Origin of the sequence: Lysobacter sp. 5GHs7-4, assembly GCF_021284765.1 — a bacterium.
Taxonomy (GTDB): Bacteria; Pseudomonadota; Gammaproteobacteria; order Xanthomonadales; family Xanthomonadaceae; genus Lysobacter.
In genome coordinates this window covers 445,694-469,879 of record NZ_CP089924.1, presented here as the reverse complement: position 1 = coordinate 469,879, position 24,186 = coordinate 445,694, and the positions used below count along the sequence as shown (strand labels likewise).

16 protein-coding genes and 1 pseudogene are annotated in these 24,186 nt (G+C 68.8%); 10 read left to right on the top strand and 7 right to left on the bottom strand.

Annotation, left to right across the window (positions count from 1 at the left end; genetic code table 11):
* Nucleotides 1–127: 127 nt before the first annotated feature.
* Nucleotides 128–1,510, top strand: coding sequence for a type II toxin-antitoxin system HipA family toxin YjjJ (gene yjjJ / locus LVB77_RS01975; RefSeq protein WP_232908549.1), 1,383 nt, complete (start codon nucleotides 128–130; stop codon nucleotides 1,508–1,510).
* Nucleotides 1,511–1,814: 304 nt separating this feature from the next.
* Here yjjJ and LVB77_RS01970 read toward each other — a convergent pair whose 3' ends face one another.
* Complete coding sequence (locus LVB77_RS01970; RefSeq protein ID WP_232908548.1) at nucleotides 1,815–3,713, bottom strand: peptidase M61; 1,899 nt, start codon at nucleotides 3,711–3,713, stop codon at nucleotides 1,815–1,817.
* Between the two features lie 221 nt (nucleotides 3,714–3,934).
* Nucleotides 3,935–5,602 carry a serine hydrolase domain-containing protein gene (locus tag LVB77_RS01965; RefSeq protein WP_232908547.1) on the bottom strand — a complete coding sequence of 556 codons (1,668 nt, stop codon included), beginning with the start codon at nucleotides 5,600–5,602 and terminating at the stop codon, nucleotides 3,935–3,937.
* A 301-nt stretch (nucleotides 5,603–5,903) separates the two neighbouring features.
* Here LVB77_RS01965 and LVB77_RS01960 point away from each other — a divergent pair, with 301 nt between their 5' ends.
* On the top strand, nucleotides 5,904–6,764 hold the full coding sequence (locus tag LVB77_RS01960) for a helix-turn-helix transcriptional regulator (RefSeq protein ID WP_232908546.1): 861 nt from the start codon (nucleotides 5,904–5,906) through the stop codon (nucleotides 6,762–6,764).
* Entirely contained in the window at nucleotides 6,764–8,098 is a 1,335-nt protein-coding gene (locus LVB77_RS01955) for a type II toxin-antitoxin system HipA family toxin (RefSeq protein WP_232908545.1), read from the top strand. The genes LVB77_RS01960 and LVB77_RS01955 overlap by 1 nt, the downstream gene beginning before the upstream one ends.
* A gap of 81 nt (nucleotides 8,099–8,179) precedes the next feature.
* Here the strand turns inward: LVB77_RS01955 and LVB77_RS01950 are convergent, their stop codons facing one another.
* Nucleotides 8,180–8,818, bottom strand: a complete 639-nt coding sequence (locus LVB77_RS01950) for a DUF938 domain-containing protein (RefSeq protein ID WP_232908544.1) — start codon at nucleotides 8,816–8,818, stop codon at nucleotides 8,180–8,182.
* A 7-nt stretch (nucleotides 8,819–8,825) separates the two neighbouring features.
* Nucleotides 8,826–10,502 (bottom strand): NAD(P)/FAD-dependent oxidoreductase, encoded by a 1,677-nt coding sequence (locus LVB77_RS01945; RefSeq protein WP_232908543.1) that lies wholly within the window; start codon nucleotides 10,500–10,502, stop codon nucleotides 8,826–8,828.
* A 130-nt stretch (nucleotides 10,503–10,632) separates the two neighbouring features.
* On the opposite strand from LVB77_RS01945, the gene LVB77_RS01940 reads away from it, so the two are divergent.
* The 6 genes and pseudogenes from LVB77_RS01940 (at nucleotide 10,633) to LVB77_RS01915 (ending at nucleotide 15,701) form a co-directional block, all read left to right on the top strand.
* Nucleotides 10,633–13,065: a DEAD/DEAH box helicase gene (locus tag LVB77_RS01940; protein ID WP_343226217.1), complete on the top strand. Its 2,433-nt coding sequence runs from the start codon at nucleotides 10,633–10,635 to the stop codon at nucleotides 13,063–13,065.
* A 131-nt stretch (nucleotides 13,066–13,196) separates the two neighbouring features.
* Nucleotides 13,197–13,964: pseudogene (locus LVB77_RS01935) on the top strand (ribonuclease H-like domain-containing protein); the annotation flags it as partial.
* Nucleotides 13,965–14,038: 74 nt separating this feature from the next.
* A complete protein-coding gene (locus tag LVB77_RS01930; RefSeq protein WP_232908542.1) occupies nucleotides 14,039–14,335 on the top strand; it encodes an I78 family peptidase inhibitor in 297 nt (98 codons plus the stop codon).
* Between the two features lie 106 nt (nucleotides 14,336–14,441).
* Nucleotides 14,442–14,762, top strand: coding sequence for an I78 family peptidase inhibitor (locus tag LVB77_RS01925; RefSeq protein WP_232908541.1), 321 nt, complete (start codon nucleotides 14,442–14,444; stop codon nucleotides 14,760–14,762).
* Between the two features lie 58 nt (nucleotides 14,763–14,820).
* The gene (locus LVB77_RS01920) at nucleotides 14,821–15,270 is read left to right on the top strand and encodes a ribonuclease domain-containing protein (RefSeq protein ID WP_232908540.1); all 450 of its coding nucleotides are present in this window, start codon (nucleotides 14,821–14,823) and stop codon (nucleotides 15,268–15,270) included.
* Nucleotides 15,267–15,701, top strand: coding sequence for a barstar family protein (locus LVB77_RS01915; RefSeq protein ID WP_232908539.1), 435 nt, complete (start codon nucleotides 15,267–15,269; stop codon nucleotides 15,699–15,701). Before LVB77_RS01920 ends, LVB77_RS01915 begins: the two co-directional genes overlap by 4 nt.
* Before the next feature lie 221 nt (nucleotides 15,702–15,922).
* Here LVB77_RS01915 and LVB77_RS01910 read toward each other — a convergent pair whose 3' ends face one another.
* The 3 genes from LVB77_RS01910 to LVB77_RS01900 form a co-directional block, all read right to left on the bottom strand.
* Complete coding sequence (locus LVB77_RS01910; protein WP_232908538.1) at nucleotides 15,923–16,165, bottom strand: hypothetical protein; 243 nt, start codon at nucleotides 16,163–16,165, stop codon at nucleotides 15,923–15,925.
* Nucleotides 16,166–17,583: 1,418 nt separating this feature from the next.
* Entirely contained in the window at nucleotides 17,584–17,823 is a 240-nt protein-coding gene (locus LVB77_RS01905) for a hypothetical protein (RefSeq protein WP_232908537.1), read from the bottom strand.
* A 149-nt stretch (nucleotides 17,824–17,972) separates the two neighbouring features.
* Entirely contained in the window at nucleotides 17,973–19,229 is a 1,257-nt protein-coding gene (locus LVB77_RS01900) for a TCR/Tet family MFS transporter (protein ID WP_232908536.1), read from the bottom strand.
* A gap of 426 nt (nucleotides 19,230–19,655) precedes the next feature.
* On the opposite strand from LVB77_RS01900, the gene gltB reads away from it, so the two are divergent.
* Nucleotides 19,656–24,113, top strand: a complete 4,458-nt coding sequence (gltB, locus tag LVB77_RS01895; RefSeq protein WP_232908535.1) for a glutamate synthase large subunit — start codon at nucleotides 19,656–19,658, stop codon at nucleotides 24,111–24,113.
* Nucleotides 24,114–24,186: the final 73 nt, after the last annotated feature.

The following is a 24,186-nucleotide window of genomic DNA, read 5'->3' as shown; positions in this document are numbered from 1 at the left end:
GCCGTGCTTGGTGCAGCCAAAAGTATCTATTCACGAAATTGCGGCTCTTCAAGCCTATAGCCTCGGTTTCGCGGTTTAAAGTCACTCAATTACTTGACTATCTATTCATAAATATATTCACTAAGGCATGAGCCGCCACACTGAGACCGCCGAGACCCTGCTGCGTCGCGGGCCGCTGACCGCCGCCGAGCTGGCTGCGGCGATGGGGCTGAGCCAGCCCACGGTGTCGCGCGCCCTGGCCGGGCTGGGCACGCGCCTGATCCGCATTGGTCGTGCGCGCTCGACCCGTTACGCGCTATCGCGTCCGCTGGGGCGGGCCGGAAGCGACTGGCCGCTGCATCGGATCACGCCCGATGGCCAACCCGATCGACTGGGCCGATTGCACGTCGTGCACGGCGGCTGGTTCCTGCAATCCGAACGACCGCTGCCGCTGTACCAGCACAGCGAATTCAGCGACGGCCTGTATCCGGATCTGCCTTGGTTTCTGGATGATCTGCGCCCGCAGGGCTTTCTGGGTCGCGCTTTCGCGCATCGCCATGCCGCCGAACTGGAGGCGCCCCCGGACGTTCTGCTTTGGCAGCCCGAAGACGTAGTGACCGCCCTGCTGCGCCGCGGCAGCGACCTGCCCGGCGACCTGGTGCTAGGCGAGCACGCCTTGGAGCAGGCGCTGCTGCACACGGTGCTGGATAACCTCGACACCCTCATCGCGCCAGGCGAATGCGCACGAGCCTATCCGCAACGCGCGCGTCAGGCGGAAGCGGGAGAGGCGCCCGGCTCCTCGGCCGGTGGCGAGCAGCCCAAGTTCACCGCCGAACTGGAACTGCCGACGGGCGAACGTCAATGCGTCATCGTGAAGTTCGCCCGTCACGACCCTGAAAACGCCACCGCGCGTCGCTGGGCCAACCTGTTGGCCTGCGAACATTTGGCGGGCCAAGTACTGTCCGAACGCGGCATCGAAGCGGCCCCGACCGAACTGATCGACAGCGACGGCTGGCGCTTTCTGCAATCCACGCGCTTCGACCGCACGGCGCAGCGCGGCCGTCGCGGCATGGTGTCGCTGCTTGCGCTCGATGCCGCCTACACGGGCAGCGACCCCGGCAACTGGCCGGTCGCGGCAGCCGCCTTGCAGCGCGAAGGTCTGATCGGCGACGACGATGCCGAACGCATCCGCCGTTTGCATCTGTTCGGCCGCTTCATCGGCAACACCGACATGCATTTCGGCAACCTCAGCTTCCTTTGCCAGCCCGATCGCCTGCGGGTCGAGCTGGCACCGGTCTACGACATGCTGCCCATGCACTACCGGCCCGGCGCCGGCGGTGCGGTACACGAACGCCCGTACCTGCTTCCGGTGCCGGTCGGCGCGATGGACAGCTGGCGCTGGGCCGGCGAGGCCGCGCTCGTGCTATGGCAGCGCGCGGCGGCGGACGAGCGCATCGGTCCGGCGTTCCGTGGGGTCGCGGCAGTCAATGCGCGGGGCATCGAACAGTTGCTGCAACGCTTCACCGGTTGAATACGCGAGGTCCGACGGTCTCATCGCCTGAACGCGGGCGTACGGCGGTTGCGTCGCGGCGAGTGTTCACCGGAGCGCCCTCTGCTTCGGGGCTCCGCACGTATGAAGCGCAGACGGACTCGCGCGTTAGGTTTGGCGATGCGGTTAGGATGCGGCTGCAGCTGACCGCCGCCATTGGGGCAGGTGGCAACGCCGCCGCGCAGCGCCGGCACCGGACTCATTTCGAGCACGCGCGTGCGTTCCCGTGCGGATTGACCCCAGGGAACGCGAGGACGGCCTCGCGCGCCCGGGGCCGGTCCCAGCCTCACTTCGGTGCGAGGATCTTCGACAAGCGATCCGGCGTGCCGGGAATGCGCTCCAAACTCGGGTACTTGAGTCCTTCGCGGTAGTCGATGCGCACCGTGCGCACCACGTCGCCCTGCTTCACCACCAGCTCGATCGGCTGGCCCTGGGTCTTGGCGGCGGTGATCGCGTCCTTGAGGCGCTCGCCTTCGTAGGCGTAGCCGTTGACCGCGATCAGATTGGAGCCCGGCGCCAGGCCGGCGTTGAAGGCGGGGCCGTCCCAGCGCACCGACGACACCGCCGCGTCCTTGTTGGCCACGATCACGCCCAGCGACGCGGTCAGGTCGACCACCTTGCGCTTGCCCTCGGTCTGCTTGAAGTAGTCGCTGGGCTTGTCGGTGTAGACCAGCTTCCAGCCGCTCGCGGCCAGGCCGTCCAGGGGCGCGGCGTTGGCGTCCAGACGCTGGCGCAGGAACGCGGCCCAGTCGTAGGGCGCGACGCCGTTCAAGGTCGTCACCACGTCGTCGTAGGTATAGGTCTTGACCGCGTAGCTGCCGTCGTCGACACCGAAGAAGGCGGCGGCGAAGTCGTCCAGTGAGCGCTTATCGCGGCTGAGTTCGCGCAGCTTGGCGTCGACCGCCAGCCAGATCAGCTGGCCGGCCGAGTAATAGTCCTCGCTGAGCTGCTGGCTGCGATACGCCTGCGGCCGACGCAGGCCGATGATGGGATCGTTGGTGGTGTCCTGCACGTTGCGCCAGCCGAAACCGGGGCGGTCGGTGGTGTAGGACGCGGCCGTCATCGCCAGCACCTCCATCGCAGTCTTGGGCTTCCACAAACCGGCGCGCGCGGTCAGCACATAGCCCCAGTACTGCGTCTGGCCCTCGTAGACCCACAGCAGGCTGTTCTGCATCGGCACGTTGAAGTTCGGCGTGGCCAGATCGGCCGGACGGCGGAACTTGCCGTTCCAGGAATGGGTGAACTCGTGCGCGAGCAGGTCGCGACCGAACGCGCTCTTGTCCCAGTCGGTGAAGTACTCCGGGTCCAGGCCGTTCTCGCTGGAGCGGTGGTGCTCCAGGCCGATGCCGCCGATCTGGTCGGACAGCGAGAACAGGAATTCGTAACGGTCGTAGTGCTGGGAACCGAACACGCGCAACGCCTGTTCGACCATGCGCCGGTGCGCGTCGATCTGTTCGGGCTTGGCGTCCAGATACTTGGCCTGATCGGCAACCACGTTCAGGCGCACCGGCACCTTGGCGCCCGGCGCCAGATCGATCTGCTTGTAATGGCGGCCGGCGAACAACGGCGAATCCACCAGCGTCTCGAACGAGACCGGCTTGTAGCGCAGCGTGTCGCCTTCGCGCGCCTCGACTTCCAGCGCGGTGGCGGCCTGCCAGCCGGCGGGCAGCTTCAGCGTCGGCGCGATCTGGATGCGGCCGGCATCGTGGCCGGCGGGATACAGCGCGACGGTATTCCACTGCAGGCTCAGCAGGTCCTGTCCCATCACCACGCGGCCCTGGTCGCCGCCGGTGGGCGAGAGGAAATCGAACGCGACCTCGATCGTGCTCACGCCCTCGGGCACGACCAGCTTGAACGCGTAGACGTCCAGCGGATCGCGCTGCCAGGCGATGCGCTGGCCGTTGCCCTGGATGCTCAGGCCGGCGAGCTTGTTGATCGGGCCGGTGGGCGAATGCGTGCCGGGCAGCCATTGCGGATACAACAGCGTCAGCGGCCCGGCCTGCACCGGGATGCGCTGCTTCGCGCGGAACACGCGATGGGCGATGTCGGTGGCGTCCACCTCCAGCGCCAGCGTGCCCGGATACGCGGCATCGGTCGGCGGCGCGGTCTGGGCGCGCGCGGACGACAGCGGCAGGCAGGCCGCGATCAGCAGCGGCAGCAGGGCGAGCGACGGACGAGGGGACATGCAACGGCTCCGGTGCGACGAGGACGAACCCGCATCCTACGTGCAACCCGCCGCCGCACCCCTGCCATAGGGCATGGAAATCGCGATGGCGCTCGCGATTGCCGGTTTGGGCACAGGCTTGGGCGCGGCCCGAAGCAGCCGCAGCCCGCAGGTCGGAGGGACGGGGCGAGTCGTGTGACTTCTGCCCCGTCCGATGCACCGACACGGTCGCGGCGATGCCCTCACGGCGCGCGCTGGAACTCCAGCACCGCGCCTCCCTGGCGCAGGGTCATCGTGCGCGCGGGGCCGGGCTCGGGCGCGAACTCCAGCGCGGCGCCGACCGAGTCGATCACGAAGCGCGTCGGCGAAGTCGCGGCCAGCGCGAACGCCGGCTGGCCGGCCATCTGCGCCATCAGCTGCTCGCCTTGCTGGAACACGTTGAGCACCATCGCCTCGCGCGTGTAGCGCCCGACCACGCGCTCGCGCGCGGCCGCGGGCAGCGCGACGGCCACCGTTTCGGCCGGCAACGGCTCGTCGGTGAGCGGCGAGACGACGCCCTCGCCCTCGCCGTCGGCGAAGAAGCGCGTGCCGGTGACCTTGCCGCGCGCGTCGCGTTCGAAACGCAGGCGGCTCAAACCGTCCTCGAACAGGAATTCGTCCGGCGCGATCGCCACCATCGGCACGCGCTGGCCGCCGATGCGCTGCGACACCAGACGCCCGTCCACCACGCGCATCGCGCGTGCGGTCCTGGCGTCGGTGCGGTACACGCCTTCCAGCGGCTTGAGCTGATCGATGCGCAACGCGGCCGACTTGAGTTCGGGGTACGGCTGGCCGATCGCGTAGGCGGCCAGCTTGCGCGCCAGCACTTCCGGCGCGCGCTTGCCGGGCGCGACGCTGTCGCTGTTCTGCACGATCGCCACCGTCACGTCGCTGGCGGGCAGATACAGCAGGAACGACATCGCGCCGAAGATGCCGCCGCCGTGCGCGAGCAGATCGCCGCCACGCAGCGTGGTGCGCTCCAGGCCGTAGCCGTAATGCTCTTTCTGCGCGGCGCCTTCGGGCTGGATCATGCGCGCGTAGGTGTCCTGGCGCAGCACCTTGCCTTCGTGCAGCGCACGGTTCCAGCGCAGCAGGTCGTCGACCGTGGACACCAGCGCGCCGGCCGCGTGCGGCTGGCTCATGCTGGCGTAGTTGGCCGGCGCCGGAGCGCCCTGGCTCAGCGTGTAGCCCTGCACCTGGCCCGGAATCAGCGCGTGGTCGTCGCCCCAGCGCGTGTGCGTCAGGCCCAACGGCTGGAACAGGGTCTGGCGCAGGTATTCGTGCCAGGGCTGGCCGCTGGCGGCTTCGATCACCGCGCCGACCAGCACATAGCCGGAATTGTTGTAGGCCCACTGCGCGCCGGGCGCGAAATCCACCGGTTGATTCTTGAAGGTGTCGATCAGCTGCGCGGTGGTCAGGTCCATGCGGATCGGACCGGCCATCACGCCGGGGATGCCGGTGTAGCTCTTCACGCCCGAGGTGTGGTTGAGCAGCTGGGCGATCGTGATCTTGGCCGCGTTGGGATAGTCGGGCAGGTACTTGGACAGCGGATCGTCCAGCGACACCTTGCCGGCCTCGACCAGTTTGAGCAGGCCGACGGCGGCGAACTGCTTGGTCACCGAACCGATCCGGAACACGCTGTCGGGCTTGAGCGGCACGCCCAGCTCGACGCTGGCCTCGCCGCGCGCGCCGCGGAACAGCACCTGATCGCCGCGCGCCACCAGCAACGCGGCGCCGGGGCCGTCGCTGGGATAGTTGTCTTGCAGTTGCTGCTGGGCGAAACCGGCGACATCGGCCGCAGTGGGCGGGTCACCCGCCAAACAGGGCAGCGCGACGGCGCTCAGCGCGAGGGACAGGATCCAAAGACGCATGCGGGAAAGCTCCGTGGGGGCGACGGCGTCCGGGCTGCGCCCGTGGATCGGGCGTCCCTGCCGTGGGGGCGACGATACGGGCTGGCGCCGGGAAAACGCCACCGTTTACGCGCCGCGGCAGCGAGCGCCATCGCATGCTGAACCGGCTAACCCAGCTTGGAACCGGTGTAGCCGATCGCTTACATTTGCTTTATGTCTACGATCGATTACATTGCGTGTGTTCTTACGCTGACATTCAGTGCATGTAAACGATCAATTACATTAGACTAATGTCACCATTCGATTACCTGGGATGCCAGGCATGCCGATCATCAAGACCCCCAAAGACCTGGGCACCGTCATCCGCAACCGGCGCAAGGAGCTGGCCTGGGATCAGGCCCGACTGGCGGCGGAGGTCGGCGCCAGCCGGCAATGGGTCATCGACATGGAGAAGGGCAAGCCGCGTGCCGAGTTGGATCTGGCTCTACGCGCGCTGCATGCCCTGGGTCTGTCGCTGCACACCGAATCGTCCGCGCGCAAGGCCCCGGCCACCGCTCCCGTCAACACGCCCTCGCCCGGCATCGACATCAACGACGTCCTGAATCGGCATGGACCGAATCGTGGCCTGGCACTCGGCCATACCACCGACTGGATGAAGACACTCGACGCGAACACCGCATCGTCGCAACTGGCGGCGCTGGCCAATCCCTTGCCAAGCAGCGCCGCCGACTGGATGAAGAAGCTCGACGCGAACACCGCATCGTCGCAACTGGCGGCACTGGCCAACCCCTTGCCGAGCAGCGCCACCGAGTGGATGAAGAGACTCGACGCGAACACCGCATCGTCGCAACTGGCGGCACTGGCCAACCCCTTGCCGAGCAGCGCCACCGAGTGGATGAAGAAGCTCGACGCGAACACCGCATCGTCGCAACTGGCGGCGCTGGCCAATCCCTTGCCAGGCAGCGCCGCCGACTGGCTGAAAAAGCTGGACGCGGCCGGCGCAGCATCTGCGTTGGCGCGAGCGACCCAAGCCCTGCCGGCTGCCAGCACGGCCACAACGATCGCAACACCGTCGGCAGGCGGGCCTGCCGACCGCACTGCGCCGGCTTCCGAACCGATCGCGAAACCTAAGCGCACCGGCAGGGTCCGAAACAAGCCCCTCAAAGACGACGAAGAACGCTGATGGAACTGTGGGCACTGCTCAACGAGACCTTCGTCGGGCGCTTTTTCGAGGATGCGCACGGCCGCCTGCGCTTCGAGTACGCCCCTGGCTGGCGCGGCTCCCTCACCGCCATGCCGCTTTCACTGAGCCTGCCGCTGGCCGAGGAACGCCATAACGATTCGGACACGGTCTCGGCGCTGCTGTGGGGGCTTCTGCCGGACAACGAACACACCCTGCAACGCTGGGCCACGAGGTTCCAGGTGTCGGCCCGCAATCCGCTGGCCCTGCTGTCGCATGTGGGCGAGGACTGCGCAGGCGCGATCCAACTCGTTCGCCCGGATCGCCTGGAGGCCCTGCTCGACGGCAGCGACGACCACAAGGAATGGCTGGACGACGCGCAGCTCGGCGAACGGCTGCGCAGGCTGAGGATGGACAGCGGCGCCGCCCGCCGTCCCGATGACATCGGACAATTCAGCCTGGCCGGCGCGCAGCCGAAAATCGCACTGCTCAACGAGGGCGGTCGCTGGGCGATTCCGAGCGGACGCATCCCCACCACGCACATCCTCAAACCGCCCAGCGGCGACCATGACGGCTACGTCGAGAACGAGCACTTCTGTCTGCGGCTGGCGGCCAGGATGGGCCTGCCCACGGCACGCTCCAGCATTCTGCATTTCGACGGCGAGATCGCTATTTCGGTCGAGCGCTACGACCGCCAGCGCACTCCGGAAGGCGTCTGGCAGCGCGTTCACCAAGAGGACTTCTGCCAGGCGCTGGGCATTCATCCGCAGCGCAAGTATCAGAACCGAGGCGGTCCGTCGCCTCGGACGATGGCGTCCCTGCTGCGCCAGCATTCGCTGATGCCGCGCACGGACGTGGAAACGCTGTTCCTGGCGCAGATGTTCAACTGGCTGATCGCCGGAACCGATGCCCACGGCAAGAACTATTCGATGTTGCTGGGCGAAGGCGGCGGAACGCGGCTTGCGCCGCTGTACGACATTTCCAGCGTCTGGCCCTACGCCCAAGGCAATGTGCACGGAATCCGCATGGCCATGAAGATGGGCAGGCACTATCACTGGCTGGAGATCAATCCGCGCGATTGGATTTCCCTGGCCAGAGAAATGAACCTGGAGGCCGATTTCGCCCGGGAGTCGTTGGCGGTCATGGCCCGGGTGCTTCCGGACGAAGCCGTCGCCGAAGCCCGGCAGCTGCAGGAAGCCGGCGTCACCCACGCGCTGATACCGCAATTGGTCGACGACATCGCCAACGCCTGCCGGCGCGCCCTGGCCTTGCTGGAGCTGGCCGCGGATGCGCAGGCCGCCGCGTCAGCGCCGCACTTGCCGACCGCATCGGACTAAGGCACAACCGGGTCCGACGCGATCCCGCAGTGGGCGCGGCGGCGCACGCGTAGCCGCTGCGCCATCACCACGCAGCGAGCGTCAGCGCCGCCAGATCAGGCAACGGTTGTTGGCCGGCATCTGCACATCGGCGATCAACGCCAGCCCGATGCCGCGCGCCAGCGCATCGACCGCTTCGAAATCGCGTATGCCCGAGGCCGGATCGCGCGCTTTCAACCAGCCGTCGAACTCGCGGTTGCTGTCGCTGGTGTAGGCGCCGGCGTAATTGAACGGGCCGTAGATCGCCAGCGTCGCGCGATCGGCCAGCACCGTGGCCAGTCCGGCGAACAGGCCCTGCACCTGCGGCCAGCCCATGATGTGCAGGGTGTTGGCGCTGAAGACGGCATCAAAGCCATGCGCGCCGCTCACCGGGTCGTGCGGTATCGGCGGGCGCGGCGCGAAACCGGGTGCGGGTTCGGCCACCGCCGCCAACTCGAACGGCGACGGCGTGTTGCGCAAACCCGCTTCGTCCAGCCAGGCACGGATGCCGGGCAGGTGTTCGGCGCGGTCGGCGCATTGCCAGCGCCAGCGCGGCATGGCCGCGGCGAAATGCACCGCGTGTTGGCCGGTGCCACTGCCGATTTCCAGCACCTCGGCCTGCGCCGGGAAATAGCCTCGCAGCACCTCGAGGATGGGATCGCGGTTGCGCTCGCAGGACGGCGAATGCGGCTTGCCGCTCATGCGCGGCTCAGGCGTTGGCGCCGGCGCGCGCGAGGTCGGCCATCAGGCTCAGCGCCACCGCTTCGGCGGTCTTGATGCCGTCCACGCCCGCCGACAGGATGCCGCCGGCGTAGCCCGCACCCTCGCCGGCCGGGAACAGACCGCGCGTGTTGAGGCTGTGGCCGTCGGCGCCGCGCGCGATGCGCACCGGCGACGAGGTGCGCGTCTCCACGCCGGTCAGGATCGCGTCGTGCATGGCGAAGCCACGCAGCTGCTTGTCGAACGCGGGCAGCGCCTCGCGGATCGCCTCGATCGCGTAGCCCGGCAGCGACGCGTCCAGGCTGCCCAGGCGTACGCCCGGCGTATACGACGGCCGCACCTCGCCGAACTGGCTGGACGCACGGTTGGCGATGAAGTCGCCGACCAGTTGCGCCGGCGCCTCGTACTCGCCGCCGCCCAGCTCGAACGCCAGCGCCTCCCAATGCCGCTGCAGCGCGATGCCTGCCAGTGGGCCTTCGCCGTAGGCGGCGTAGTCCTGCGGCTCGATGCCGCACACGATCGCCGCGTTGGCGTTGCGCTCGTTGCGCGAGTACTGGCTCATGCCGTTGGTGACCACGCGCCCCGGCTCGCTGGCCGCGGCCACCACCGTGCCGCCCGGGCACATGCAGAAGCTGTAGACCGAACGCCCGTTGCGGCAGTGGTGGACCAGCTTGTAGTCGGCCGCGCCCAGGATCGGATGCCCGGCCTGCGGGCCGAAACGCGCGCGGTCGATCAGCGACTGCGGATGCTCGACGCGGAAGCCGATCGAGAACGGCTTGGCCTCCACATACACGCCGCGCGCATGCAGCATGGCGAAGGTGTCGCGCGCGCTATGGCCCAGCGCCATCACCACGTGGTCGGCGCGCACTTGCTCGCCGCTGGCCAGGGTCACGCCGCGCACGCGGCGCTCGCCGGCGGCATCGGTTTCGATGACGACGTCGTCGACGCGCTGCGAGAACCGGATCTCGCCGCCCAGCGATTCGATGGTGGCGCGCATGTGCTCGACCATCGACACCAGACGGAAGGTGCCGATGTGCGGCTTGCTGACGTAAAGGATTTCCTCCGGTGCGCCCGCGGCCACGAATTCGGTCAGCACCTTGCGGCCGTGGTGCTGCTTGTCGCTGATCTGGCTGTAGAGCTTGCCGTCGGAGAAGGTGCCGGCGCCGCCCTCGCCGAACTGCACGTTCGACTCCGGGTTGAGCACCTTCTTGCGCCACAGCCCGAAGGTGTCGACGGTGCGTTCGCGCACCGCCTTGCCGCGTTCGAGCACGATCGGGCGGAAACCCATCTGCGCCAGCACCAGCGCCGCGAACAGGCCGCAGGGGCCCATGCCGATCACCAGCGGGCGCAGCGGCAGCTGCGCCGGCGCGCGGGCGACGAATTTGTACGTGGTGTCCGGCGAGGGACCGAGCTTGATCGGCGGCGCGGGCGCCGGGCCGGCCGCCTCGGCCTGCGCGCGCCGCAGCAGCGCGTCGGCGCGCGGCGTGTCCACGTCCACCGTATAGATCAGCACGATCGCGCCGCGGCGGCGTGCGTCGTAGCTGCGCTTGGCGACCGTGTAGCCGGTCAGCTCGCCGGCGCCGATGCCCAGCCGGGCCAGGATCGCGTCGGTCAGCGCGGACTCGGCATGGTCCAGCGGCAGCTTGATGTCGGTGAGTCGGAGCATGCGGCGCATTTTAGCGGTTCGCGAGCGCCGGCAGGCTGCTGATGCGCGGGGCACACGCCGCTGGCTGAACGTCTCACAGGATGAGACGGCCGCCGGCTTAACTGCCCCGATCACCTCGGCAGGAACGGACATGGGACAGGCACTGGCGCGCCACGACGACGACGAACGCGGCCTGGTGCCGGCGCAGGGCGCACGCGGCGACGGCGCCGTGCTGGTGCAGGCGCTGGCGCGGCGCTACGCCGACCGCATCACCGGCCACTACGTGCTGCCCGGCCGCGAGAGCCGCTACGCGCCCATGCCCGAGGACGTGCCGGCGCCGCTGCGGGCGGCGCTGCGCGCGCGCGGCATCGAGCGCCTGTACAGCCATCAGGCCGAGGCCTGGGCCGCCAGCCAGGCCGGCGAGCACATCGCCGTGGTCACGCCCACCGCCTCGGGCAAATCGCTGTGCTACACCCTGCCGGTGCTGTCGGCGGCGATGACGGCCGGCGCCAAGGCCCTGTACCTGTTCCCGACCAAGGCCCTGGCCCAGGACCAGGTCGCCGAATTGCTGGAGCTCAACCGCGCCGGCGAGCTGGGCGTGAAAGCCTTCACCTTCGACGGCGACACCCCGGGCGATGCGCGCCAGGCGATCCGCCTGCACGGCGACATCGTGGTGTCCAACCCGGACATGCTGCATCAGGCGATCCTGCCGCACCACACCAAGTGGGCGCAGTTCTTCGAGAACCTGCGCTACGTGGTGGTCGACGAGGTGCACACCTACCGCGGCGTGTTCGGCAGCCACGTCGCCAACGTGCTGCGGCGGCTGAAGCGGGTGTGCGCGTTCTATGGCGTGAGCCCGCAGTTCATCCTGTGCTCGGCCACCATCGGCAATCCGCAGGCGCATGCGCAGGCCCTGATCGAGGCGCCGGTGCGCGCGATCGTCGATTCCGGCGCGCCCAGCGGCGACAAACACGTGCTGTTGTGGAACCCGCCGGTGGTCAACGCCGACCTGGGCCTGCGCGCCTCGGCGCGCTCGCAGAGCAACCGCATCGCGCGCATCGCGATCAAGTCCGGGCTCAAGACCCTGGTGTTCGCGCAAACGCGGCTGATGGTCGAGGTGCTGACCAAGTACCTCAAGGACGTGTTCGACCACGACCCGCGCAAGCCGGCGCGCATCCGCGCCTACCGCGGCGGTTATCTGCCCGGCGAGCGCCGCGAGGCCGAGCGCGCGATGCGCGACGGCCGCGTCGACGGCATCGTCTCGACCTCGGCGCTGGAGTTGGGCGTGGACATCGGCAGCCTGGACGCGGTGGTGCTCAACGGCTATCCCGGCTCGGTGGCCGCGACCTGGCAGCGCTTCGGCCGCGCCGGCCGCCGCCAGAAACCCGCCCTGGGCGTGCTGGTCGCCAGCTCGCAGCCGCTGGACCAGTACGTGGTGCGGCACCCGGAATTCTTCGCCGACAGCCCGCCCGAACACGCGCGCATCGCGCCCGACCAGCCGCTGATCCTGTTCGACCACATCCGCTGCGCGTCCTTCGAGCTGCCGTTCCAGGTCGGCGAGGCCTACGGCCCGATCGACCCGCAGGTCTATCTGGAAGCGCTGGCCGAATCGGAGGTGCTGCACCGCGAGGGCGAGCGCTGGGAGTGGATCGCCGACAGCTACCCGGCCAACGCGGTCAGCCTGCGCTCGGTCGCCGACGGCAACTTCGTCGTGGTCGACCGCAGCGAGGGGCGCCAGACCATCATCGCCGAGGTCGATTACTCGGCCGCCGCGCTGACCTTGTACGAGGGCGCGATCCACATGATCCAGTCCACGCCCTATCAGGTCGAAAAACTCGACTGGGACGGGCGCAAGGCCTACGTCACCCGCACCCACGTCGACTACTACACCGACTCGATCGACTACACCAAGCTCAAGGTGCTGGAGCGTTTCGACAGCGGCGAGGCCGGCCTGGGCGACAGCCAGCACGGTGAGGTGCACGTGGTCCGGCGCGTGGCCGGCTATAAGAAAATCCGCTACTACACCCACGAGAACATCGGCTACGGCCCGGTCAATCTGCCCGACCAGGAGCTGCACACCACCGCGGTGTGGTGGCAGCTGCCGGCGGCGGTGCTGCGTTCGGCGTTCGCCTCGCGGCAGGACGCGCTGGACGGGTTCCTCGGCGCCGGCCACGCCTTGCACGTGGTGGCGACGGTGGCGGTGATGGCCGACGCGCGCGATCTGCAAAAAGCGGTCGGCAACGGCGACGGCGCCTGGTTCGCCTCGAGCGACCGCAACGGCCGCGGCCAGCTGCGCGGCATCGAAGGCGGCGAGGTGACGCTGACGGAAGTGCAGCAGTTCGTGCCCACGGTGTACCTGTACGACAACTTCCCCGGCGGCGTCGGCCTCAGCGAACCGCTGTGGACGCGTCAGGCCGAGTTGCTGGCGCGCGCGGCCGAACTGGTCGACCGCTGCGACTGCCGCGCCGGCTGCCCCGCCTGCGTCGGCCCGGCCCTGGCCGCGGACGAACGCGACGGCGTGGCCACGCCCAAGTCGCTGGCGCAGCGCGTGCTGGGCCTGCTGCGCGAAGACGCGTCGGCATGAGCGTCAGCGCCGAGAAACTGCGCCTGCTGCGCGGCCAGGCGCGCGGCGCGACCGCACCGCCGCCGGTAGCGCAACCGGTCGCGTCAGCGGCGGCGAACGATGCGCCCAGCGCGCAGCACAGCCTGGAGCAGCTGCGGCGCCTGCTCGGCGTGCGCGAACGCGCGCCGTTGCCGCGTCAGCCCGCGCGCGCCGCGGCCGACCGCGCCCTGCCGGGCGAGGAGATCGCGCCCGGCCTGCGCCTGATCCAGGACCACCTGCCCTGCGACCTGCCGACGCAGGCCTGGTCGCTGGCCTTCGCCAAGCGCCCCGACGACGCCGTCGACCCGCGCCGCCTGCTGTTCTTCGACACCGAGACCACCGGCCTGGCCGGCGGTACCGGCACACGTGCCTTCATGATCGGCGCGGCCGACTGGCATCACGACCCTGCGCTGGGGCCGGGCCTGCGCGTGCGCCAGTTGCTGATCGCCTCGCTGGCCGCCGAGCCGGCGATGCTGCACGCGTTCGCCGGCTGGCTGCGGCCGGACACGGTTTTGTCCAGCTACAACGGCCGCTGCTACGACGCGCCGCTGCTGAAGACGCGCTACCGCCTGGCCCGCATCGCCGATCCGCTGCTGGCGCTGGATCACGTCGACCTGTTGTTCCCGACCCGTCGCCGCTACCGCGGCACCTGGGAGAACTGCCGCCTGGCCACGGTGGAACGCGAACTGCTGCGCATCGTGCGCGAGGACGATCTGCCCGGGTCGCAGGCCCCGGCCGCCTGGCTGCAGTTCCTGCGCGGCGGCGGCGCCGGCCTGCTGCGGCGCGTGGCCGCGCATAACCACCAGGACGTGGTCACGCTGGCGCGGCTGATGCAGCGCCTGGTCGAGGTCGAAGCCGAGACCGCCGCGGCGCCGCACTGAGGCGCATCGCCTTCATGCGGCGCACACGCGCCGCGCCGCAGGCTGCGCGCACCCCTTTCCCGCGGAGCCGTGCCATGTCGCGCCTCGTCCTGCCCGTCGCGCTGCTGCTGTCGATGACCGCCTGCGCCACCGCACCGCCGCCGCCCGGCGCCGCGGTTCCTCCCAGCGGCCAATGCAATGCCGAAGGCGCGCGCTGGGCGATCGGCCGCGGCATCGACGACGACACCACCAACCGCATCCTGCGCGACACCGGCAGCCGCGACGCGCGCGTGCTCAAGCCGGGCATGGGCGCGACCATGGACTACCGCCCCGACCGCATCAACATTGACCTCAACGAACGCGGCGCGATCACCGGCTTGCGCTGCGGCTGAGCCGCGACTGCGCGCAGGTTCGAAACGACGGCGGCCGGCGCCGGGTTAATCTTCGGCACAGCCACGGGCGCGCACCCTGAGCGCGCCCACGAACCGGAGCCCCGTCATGACCCCGTCCCGCATCGCGCTCGCCGCCGGCGCCCTCGCCGTCGTCGCCCTCACCGCTTGCGCCAGCCAGGCCAATCCCCCGCAGATGTCGCGCCCCCTGCCCCCGGAAGTGATGAGCTGCAACGCCGACGCCGCCAAGGCCGCGGCGGTGGGCAAGACCGCGAGCGCGGACGTGGTGGAACGCGCGCGCACCGACGCCGGCGCGCAGGCCGCGCGCGTGCTCAAGCCGGGCCAGATGGTGACCATGGAGTACCAGGAAGGCCGCCTCAACATCGACGTCGACGAAAACAACGTCATCGTCGCGGTGCGCTGCGGCTGATCCGCGCGCCGGCGGCGGCGCGCGCTAGACTCGGCGGCGTACCCCGTCGGAGTTTCGCATGCGCCGCGCGCCCTGGCTGATTGTCGCCGTCGTTCTGCTGGGCCTGTGGCTGTGGTCGCAGCGGCAGGCGCCGCTGCCCGCGTCGGACGCGCCCGGCGCATCCGCGCTTCCTCTACCGGGTGCCGGCACGCCAACGCCGGCGCCGCGTGCGCCCGCCACGAGCTATCCCGATTTCCTGCCGGTCGAGGCCCACGACGTCCTGGGCCGGATCGCGCGCGGCGGCCCCTACGCGCACCGCCAGGACGGCGGTACCTTCCAGAACCGCGAACGCCGCCTGCCGAGCCGGCCGCGCGGCTATTACCGCGAGTACACGGTCGAGACCCCGGGCTCCGACGACCGCGGCGCACGCCGCATCGTCACCGGCGGCGATCCGCCCAGCGAGTACTACTACAGCGACGACCACTACCGCAGCTTCCGCCGCTTCTATCCCAGCGGTGCGGCGCGATGAACGCCGTGCAGCTGCGCGACCTGCTCGCCGATCCGTCCCAGGCCGGCGCCTACTTCGTCGACGCACGCGACACCGAGGCCCTGGCGCAGGCCGGCGCGGCGCTGGAGTTCGCGGTCGCGCGCATCGACCTGGACGGCTGCGACGACAAGACCGAACTGCTGCGGCGCGTGGCCGCGGCGTTGAATTTCCCGGACTGGTTCGGCCACAACTGGGACGCGCTGGCCGACGCACTGGAAGACCTGTCCTGGCTGCCGGCCGCGGGCTACGTGCTGTTGCTGGAACGCGCCCAGGACTGGCAGTCGCAGGCCGGCGACGATGCCGCGACGCTGCTGGACATCCTCAACGAAAGCTCGGCGCTGTGGGCCGAGCAACGCAAGCCGTTCTGGGCTTTGTTTCCGATGCCGGGCGAACGCTTGGACGCGATGGCGTAGTGCTCGTCGCCGGCGGTATCGACACGCCATTCCGACGTACGCCCGGGCGCTCTCAAATCCGTCACTCCGACGAAAGCCGGAACCCATTTTGACCTTCGTCGGCAGGCTTGGACGTCAGCGAAAGATCGAAAACCCAAAGCAAAATGGGTTCCGGCTTTCGCCGGAATGACGGTAATAGGAAATGGTCGGAGGGAGAGAAGCCCCTCCCCATGGAACGCAGGTCACGGACACGCGATCGCAGGATGCGGCAAGTCGAAGGCGTCACCCCATCGATATAGATTTCGCGAGCGAGTTAGCGATGGTGCGGTTACCACCGTATCTACGACTCCATCGCCATCGCTGTTGCCGTTGCCGTTGCCGTTGCCGTTGCCGTTGCCGTTGCCGTTGCCGTTGCCGTTGCCGTTGCCGTTGCCGTTGAGTGTGCTCCGGCATTGAAGTCCATAGAACCGAAGCCACACGACCATCCCCAGACCCGGAGGGCGGCGCGCAGGACGCGCGCCGTTTTTCGATAAGACAGGGATGTCTTATCGAAAAATCCCGGCGCAAGTTCCGAAGCCACACGGGAGCTTCTGGCTCAAGCCCTTCTCTTTGGTTACTTTCTCTTGGGCTAGCAAGAGAAAGTGACCCGCATGCGCAGCAGGCGGAAGCCTTTGACCTTCGGTCAGAAGAAGCGAAACAACGGCAAAAGCAAATCCTCCCCAACCCTCCTTTTCCAAAGGAGGGAGCTAAGAGCGCGACGCCGGAGCTTGAAGGCCATCGGAGCCGGGTAGGCGCAATAGCCGGAGTTCGCGGTCGCGGCTCACGCCGCTCCTACAGAGACTACAGAGAGCGCCGGCAAGAGAAAGTGACCCGCATGCGCAGCAGGCGGAAGCCTTTGACCTTCGGTCAGAAGCAACAGAGCAAGAACAAAAGCGAATCCTCCCCAACCCTCCTTTTCCAAAGGAGGGAGCTAAAAGCGCGACGCCGGAGCTTGAAGGCCATCGGAGCCGGGTAGGCGCAATAGCCGGAGTTCGCGGTCGCGGCTCACGCCGCTCCTACAGAGAGCGCCGGCAAGAGAAAGTGACCCGCATGCGCAGCAGGCGGGAGCCTTTGACCTTGGGTCAGAAGCAACAAAGCAAGAACAAAAGCGAATCCTCCCCAACCCTCCTTTTCCAAAGGAGGGAGCTAAAAGCGCGACGCCGGAGCTTGAAGGCCATCGGAGCCGGGTAGGCGCAATAGCCGGAGTTCGCGGTCGCGGCTCACGCCGCTCCTACAGAGAGCGCCGGCAAGAGAAAGTGACCCGCATGCGCAGCAGGCGGAAGCCTTTGACCTTCGGTCAGAAGCAGCGAAACAACGGCAAAAGCAAATCCTCCCCAACCCTCCTTTGTCAAAGGAGGGAGCTGAAAGCGCGACGCCGGGGTCAGGAGGCCATCGGAACCGGAGAGGCGCGATAGCCGGGATTCGCGGTCGCGGCTTATGACCGAAGGAAATCCCTGTGGGACGCCGCCCCTACAGGGAGCGCGCCAGCAAGAGAAAGGGGCAGCTAGCGCGAGTACGCGATGGTGCGGTAGCCGCCGCACCCTACTGCACTGCCCAGAGAGCTTGCCGCAATCCCGGCATGACGCTGAAGTCACTGGATCCCCGCCTACGCGGGGATGACGAATCGAGGCAGACGATGCGACCGACGTCTTGCGCCTGCGCGTACATGTGTGTGTGCGTGCAACGGCAGCGTGATTCCAACCGCCGGCAACCTGCATGTGCGAGCCACGACAGCGCGATGGCCAACGCAGTCCCGTAGGATGCGGTAAGCCGAAGGTGCACCGCATCGCTCTCCACCGCATGCAAAGTCACGACGGCGCGGCTTTCACCGCACCCTACGCGCAGACGTCAGACCAACGCCGCCTCAACGCCGATCGTCGCCCTTATCGTCCTTGCCCGTCAGATCGATCTTCTCTTCCTTGTTGTTCCAGCGCACCTCCTGCTTGCGCTCGCACCACGACGGCACCGGCTCGCCGGGGCGATCGGGCTGGCTGGTGCATTCCGGGCGCGCGTCGACCGCGGCGTTGGTGTCGAGATAATCCGGCGAACTGGCGCAGGCGCCCAACAGCAGCAGCGGCGCTAGCAGGGAAAGACGCGGGGACATGGCAGGCTCCGTGGAGGGGACGAACCCCGACCTTGCCGCAGCACCGGGCGCGCCGGCAAGGGCCCACGGTCAGGCCCGCCCGGCGCCGAAATGTTTCGATTCAGCTGGCCCTACCCGCCCGGTCGAGCCGATTCGCCGGGCCGATGCGATCACGCCGTCTCGGCCACCACGTTCAGTGGCACATCTCTGACACGCGCGTAGCGCCACGCGATCAGCACGCCCAGCACCAGCAATGCCGAGGCGATGAACCAGGGCACGCCCGGCAGATGCACCGGCGTGGCCTTGCCGACGAAATAGCCGAAGCTGCCGGCGAACAGCGTGGGACCGACGATGCCGGCCAGGCTGATCAGACTCATCAGCGCACCCTGGATGCGGCCCTGCACATCGGCGCCGACCTGGCGCGTGATCAGGGCCTGGGTCGCCGGCGCGGCCATCGCCCACAAGGCGCTGATCGGCAGGCCGACCAGGAACACCCAGCCGCTGCCGGCCAGGCCGTAGATCAGGAAGCCGATCGCGCCGCAGCCCAGGCCCAGCAGCAGCGTGCGGCGCTCGCCCAGGGCCTTCACCGCGCGCCCGATCAGCACCACGTTGACGATCACGCTGAGGATACCGACCAGGCCCAGCACGTAACCGACTTCCTGCTCCTTCCAGTTGTAACGGTAGTCGGCGAACAGCACGAACACGCTGGGATAGACGTAATGGGCGAGGTTGGCGATGAACACCACCGCCGCCAGGCCGAACACCTGCGGATAGCGCTTGAGCAGCATCAGCGAGCCGATCGGATTGGCGTGCGACCAGTCGAACTTGGGGCTGCGCTTTTCCACCGGCAGCGATTCGGGCAGAACGAACAGGCCGTAGAGGAAATTCAGCAGCGCCAGACCGGCGGCGAACCAGAACGGCAGACGCAGGTCGTAATGACCGAGCTGGCCGCCGATCACCGGACCGATGATGAAACCCAGACCGAACGCGGCACCGATCATGCCGTAGCTCTTGGCGCGTTCCTCGGGCTTGGTGACGTCGGCGATGTAGGCGTTGGCGGTGCTGAAGCTGGCCGAGGTGATGCCGGAGATCACCCGTCCCACCAGCAGCCACGGCAGGCTGTTGGCCAGCGCCATGAAGATGAAATCCAGACCCAGGCCCAGACACGACAGCAGGATCACCGGTCGGCGGCCGTAGCGGTCCGACAACGAGCCCTGGATCGGCGCGCACACGAACTGAATCGCCGCGAACAAGGTGCCGAACACCGCGATCCAATAGGCCGCGTGCTCGGTGTCGCCGCCGGCGAATTGTTTGATCAGCCCCGGCAGCACCGGAATGATCAGGCCGAACGACAACACGTCGATCAGCACGGTAACGAAAATGAAAACGAGCGCGGCGCGGCGCGCGCCGGGTGCGGATGCGGTCACGTGGGGGGCGTCGAAGCGGAAGCGATGGCGCAGTCTAGCGCGCGCGACCGTTTCGGACCCGTGCCGGAGGTCGCGCGGGGATGGTTTCGGACGTTACTAATTGCTCGCGTTGGCGGAAATTTCGCGATTGCGATCAGACACTTGCGGCCACGCTGCGGCAGCTCGCGACTGCGCCGGCGAAGCCCTGGGCGCGGTCGCACCACGATGCGTGCCGCAACGAATTGCCGCATCGCACAAATTGTGATTTATTCGAATCACGCTCGGTCACGACACGCCGGTACGGGACAACTCCCGCGCCTTTGGCAGGTTTGACCGTGCGCGCAGCGAGCAAGCGATCCATCCGTGTTCTTACAGGCCTGTCGCGCGTCGCGATCCATCGGCGCCGCGTTGCGCGGGCGTGTTTCCCAGAGCTGTTACGGAGATGCGATGCAAGCCAACCAGCAAGCGATGCTGTACGACCCTCGCGACGAGCGCGACAGCTGCGGCTTCGGCCTGATCGCGCAGCTAGACGACCGCCCCAGCCGCGCGCTGGTCGATCGCGCGCTGGAAGCGCTGGCGCGCATGACCCATCGCGGCGGCATCGCCGCCGACGGGCTCAGCGGCGACGGCTGCGGCCTGCTGATCCGCCACCCCGACGGTTTCCTGCGCACGCTGGCGCGCGAAAGCGGCATCGCCCTGGGCGCGCACTACTGCGCCGGGCTGGTGTTCCTGCCGCACGACGAAGCCGATGCCGCGCACGCGCGGGCGACGCTCACGCAAACCCTGGAACACGAACACCTGCGCCTGGCCGGCTGGCGCAGCGTGCCGGTGGACCTGAGCGCCTGCGGCGAGCTCGCGCGCCGCACCATGCCGCGCATCGAGCAGGTGTTCGTCGAGGCCGCGTCGCCGTTCGATCCGGCCGGCTTCCAGCGCTCTTTGTTCCTGGCGCGGCGCCGCGCCGAACAGCGCCTGCGCGAGATCGCGGATTTCTACGTGGTCAGCCTGTCCTCGGCCAGCATCGGCTACAAGGGCATGGTGCTGCCGGACCGGCTGACCCAGCTGTATCCGGATCTGCAGCGCGAGGATCTGCTGGCCAGCGCGGTGGTGTTCCATCAGCGCTTCTCCACCAACACCACGCCGCGCTGGCCGCTGGCGCAGCCGTTCCGCCTGCTCGCCCACAACGGCGAGATCAACACCATCGCCGGCAACCGCGCCTGGGCGCAGGCGCGCGCGCACGCCTGGCGCACGCCGACGCTGGACCTGCGCGAGTTCGACCGGGTGGTGAGCACCGACGGTTCGGATTCGCAGAGCCTGGACAACATGCTGGAAGTGCTGCAGGCCGGCGGCATGGACCTGCTGAAGGCGATGCGCATCCTGATTCCGCCGGCCACGCAATCGCTGGAGTACAAGGACGCCGACCTGGCCGCGTTCTACGAGTACTACGCGCTCAACACCGAACCCTGGGACGGCCCGGCCGGCATCGTCACCTGCGACGGCCGCTACGCCGCCTGCACGCTGGACCGCAACGGCCTGCGCCCGGCGCGCTGGCTGCGTTCGCGCGACCGCCATTTCCTGATCGCCTCGGAAGCCGGCGTGTGGGAGCTGCCGGCCAGCGAGATCGAGGCCAAGGGCAAGCTGGGCCCGGGCGAGATGATCGCCGCCGATCTGTACCAGGGCGAGTTGCTGGATTCCGAAGCGATCGACCGCATCAACCGCGCGCGCGCGCCGTACAAGCGCTGGCTCAAGCAGGGCATGACCTACCTGCACAGCGAGCTGATCGATCCCAACCTGGCCGCCGAGCCCTTCGATCCCGACACCCTGGCCGGGTTCCAGAAGCTGTTCCAGCTCAGCCGCGAGGAACGCGAGCAGGTGCTGCGCCCGCTGGCCGAGACCGAACAGGAAGCCACCGGCTCGATGGGCGACGACGTGCCGATGGCGGTGCTGTCGCAACAGGTGCGGCCGCTGTACGACCAATTCCGCCAAGCTTTCGCCCAGGTCACCAATCCGCCCATCGATCCCCTGCGCGAGGATTGCGTGATGTCGCTGGCGGTGCAGCTGGGCCGCGAGGGCAACGTCTTCGTCGACGGGCCTGGCAACGTCGGCCACATCCACCTCAACTCGCCGGTGCTGGCCCAACGCAAGCTGCGCCAGTTGCTGGCGATGGCGCCGTTCGACACCTCGCACCGCTTCATCGACCTCAACTTCGACCCGGCCGAAGGCCTGAAGGCGGCCCTGCACCGCGTCTGCGCCGAAGCCGAGGCGGCCGCGCGCGACGGCGCGGTGCTGCTGATCCTGAGCGACCGCCGCCCGCGCCGCGACGCGCTGATGCTGCACGCGCTGCTCGCCACCGGCGCGGTCCACCAGCATCTGGTGCGCACCGGCCTGCGCTGCGAATCCAACCTGATCGTCGAGACCGGCACCGCGCGCGATCCGCACCACTTCGCCTGCCTGCTCGGTTTCGGCGCGACCGCCGTCTATCCCTACCTCGCCTACCAGACCCTGCACGACCTGGGCGTGCGCGGCATCCTCAAGACCAAGCACGGCGAGGTCGCGCAGATCGGCCGCAGCTACCGGCGCGGGATCAAGAAGGGCCTGCTCAAGATCATTTCCAAGATGGGCATCGCCACCATCGGCAGTTACCGCGGTGCGCAGCTGTTCGAGATCATCGGCCTGGACCGCGAGGTGGTGGAGCTGTGCTTCGACGGCGCGCCCTCGCGCATCGGCGGCGCCGGCTTCGCCGAGCTGCAGGCCGATGCCGCGCATCTGGCCGCGCAGGGTTGGGACGCCAACCGCCTGCCCGAGATCGGCGGCCTGCTGCGCTACGTGCCCGGCGGCGAGTACCACCTGTTCAATCCCGACGTGGTCACGCGCCTGCAGCGCGCGGTCGGCAGCGGCGAATGGACGGATTGGCAGTCGTACGCCGAAGCGGTCAACGAACGCCCGACGGCGGCGCTGCGCGATCTGCTGCAACTGCGCAGCGAAGGCCGCGCGCCGATCGCGCTGGACGAGGTCGAACCGGTGTCGGCGATCGTCAAGCGCTTCGACTCGGCGGCGATGAGTCTGGGCGCGCTGTCGCCGGAAGCGCACGAGGCGCTGGCGATCGCGATGAATCGCCTGGGCGGGCGCTCGAATTCGGGCGAAGGCGGCGAAGACCCGGCGCGCTACCGCAGCGACAAGGTGTCCAAGATCAAGCAGATCGCCTCCGGCCGTTTCGGCGTCACGCCCGAATACCTGGTCAACGCCGAGGTGCTGCAGATCAAGGTCGCGCAGGGCGCCAAGCCCGGCGAAGGCGGTCAGTTGCCGGGCCACAAGGTCAACGAGCTGATCGCGCGGCTGCGTTTCGCGATGCCCGGCATCGGCCTGATCTCGCCGCCGCCGCACCACGACATCTATTCGATCGAAGACCTGGCGCAGCTGATCCACGACCTGCGCCAGGTCAATCCGCAGGCGCTGATCTCGGTCAAGCTGGTCTCGCACGCGGGCGTGGGCACCATCGCCACCGGCGTGGCCAAGGCCGGTGCCGACCTGATCACCGTGTCCGGCCACGACGGCGGCACCGGCGCCAGCCCGTTGTCGTCGATCCGCTACGCCGGCACGCCGTGGGAGCTGGGCCTGGCCGAGGCGCGCCAGGCGCTGGTCGCCAACGATCTGCGCGAGCGCGTGATTCTGCAGACCGACGGCGGCCTCAAGAGCGGTCTGGACGTGGTCAAGGCCGCGCTGCTGGGCGCGGAGAGTTTCGGCTTCGGCACCGCGCCGATGATCGCGCTGGGCTGCAAGTACCTGCGTATCTGCCACCTCAACAACTGCGCCACCGGCGTGGCCACGCAGGACGACAAGCTGCGCCGCGACCATTTCACCGGCCTGCCCGAGCGCGTCGAAAACTTCTTCCGCCTGCTCGCCGAAGAAGTGCGGCAGTGGCTGGCCACGCTGGGCGTGCGCACGCTGGGCGAGATCGTCGGCCGCACCGATCTGCTGCAACAGATCGAAGGCGACAGCGCGCGCCAGCAGCGCCTCGACCTGGCGCCGCTGCTGGCCGGCAGCGGCCTGGCCCACGGCGGCCATTGCGGCATGCCGGCGCCGCCGGTCGAACCCGAGGGCCTGGCCGCGCAACTGGACGTCGAACTGGCCGACGCGATCGAGCACAAGCGCGGCGGCCGGCACGCCTATGCGATCCACAACACCGACCGCAGCATCGGCGCGCGCCTGTCCGGCCGCATCGCGCGCGCGCACGGCGACCGCGGCATGGCCGATGCGCCCTTGGACCTGCGCTTCACCGGCACCGCCGGCCAGAGCTTCGGCGCGTTCCAGGCCGGGGGCCTGCGCTTCGAACTGGAAGGCGAGGCCAACGACTACGTCGGCAAGGGCATGGCCGGCGGCCGCATCGTGCTGCGCCCGCCGGTCGGCGCGCGCTATGTCGCCCACGAGACGCCGATCCTGGGCAACACCTGCCTGTACGGCGCCACCGGCGGCGAGCTGTACGCGGCCGGGCGCGCCGGCGAACGCTTCGGCGTGCGCAATTCCGGCGCGACGGCCGTGGTGGAAGGCGCGGGCGATCACTGCTGCGAATACATGACCGGCGGCGTGGTCGCGGTGCTGGGCCGCACCGGCCTGAACTTCGGCGCCGGCTTCACCGGCGGCATGGCCTACGTGCTGGACACCGAACGCGACTTCGTCGACCGCTACAACCACGAACTGATCGACATCCTGCGCATCTCCGCCGACGGCTTCGAGCATCACCGCTCGCACCTGCGCGATCTGCTGGAGACGCACGCCGAACTCACCGGCAGCACGTGGGCGCGGCGAATTTTGGACGAGATGCGCGACTACATGGGCAAGTTCTGGCTGGTGAAGCCGAAGGCGGCGAGCTTGGAATCGCTGGCGGAGACGCTGCGGAGCGCGGCATGAATGCGCTCGCTGTGGTGGCAAGAGCAAATCCCCCCTGCCCCCCTTTTTCAAAGGGGGGAACGGCAAAGGCGGT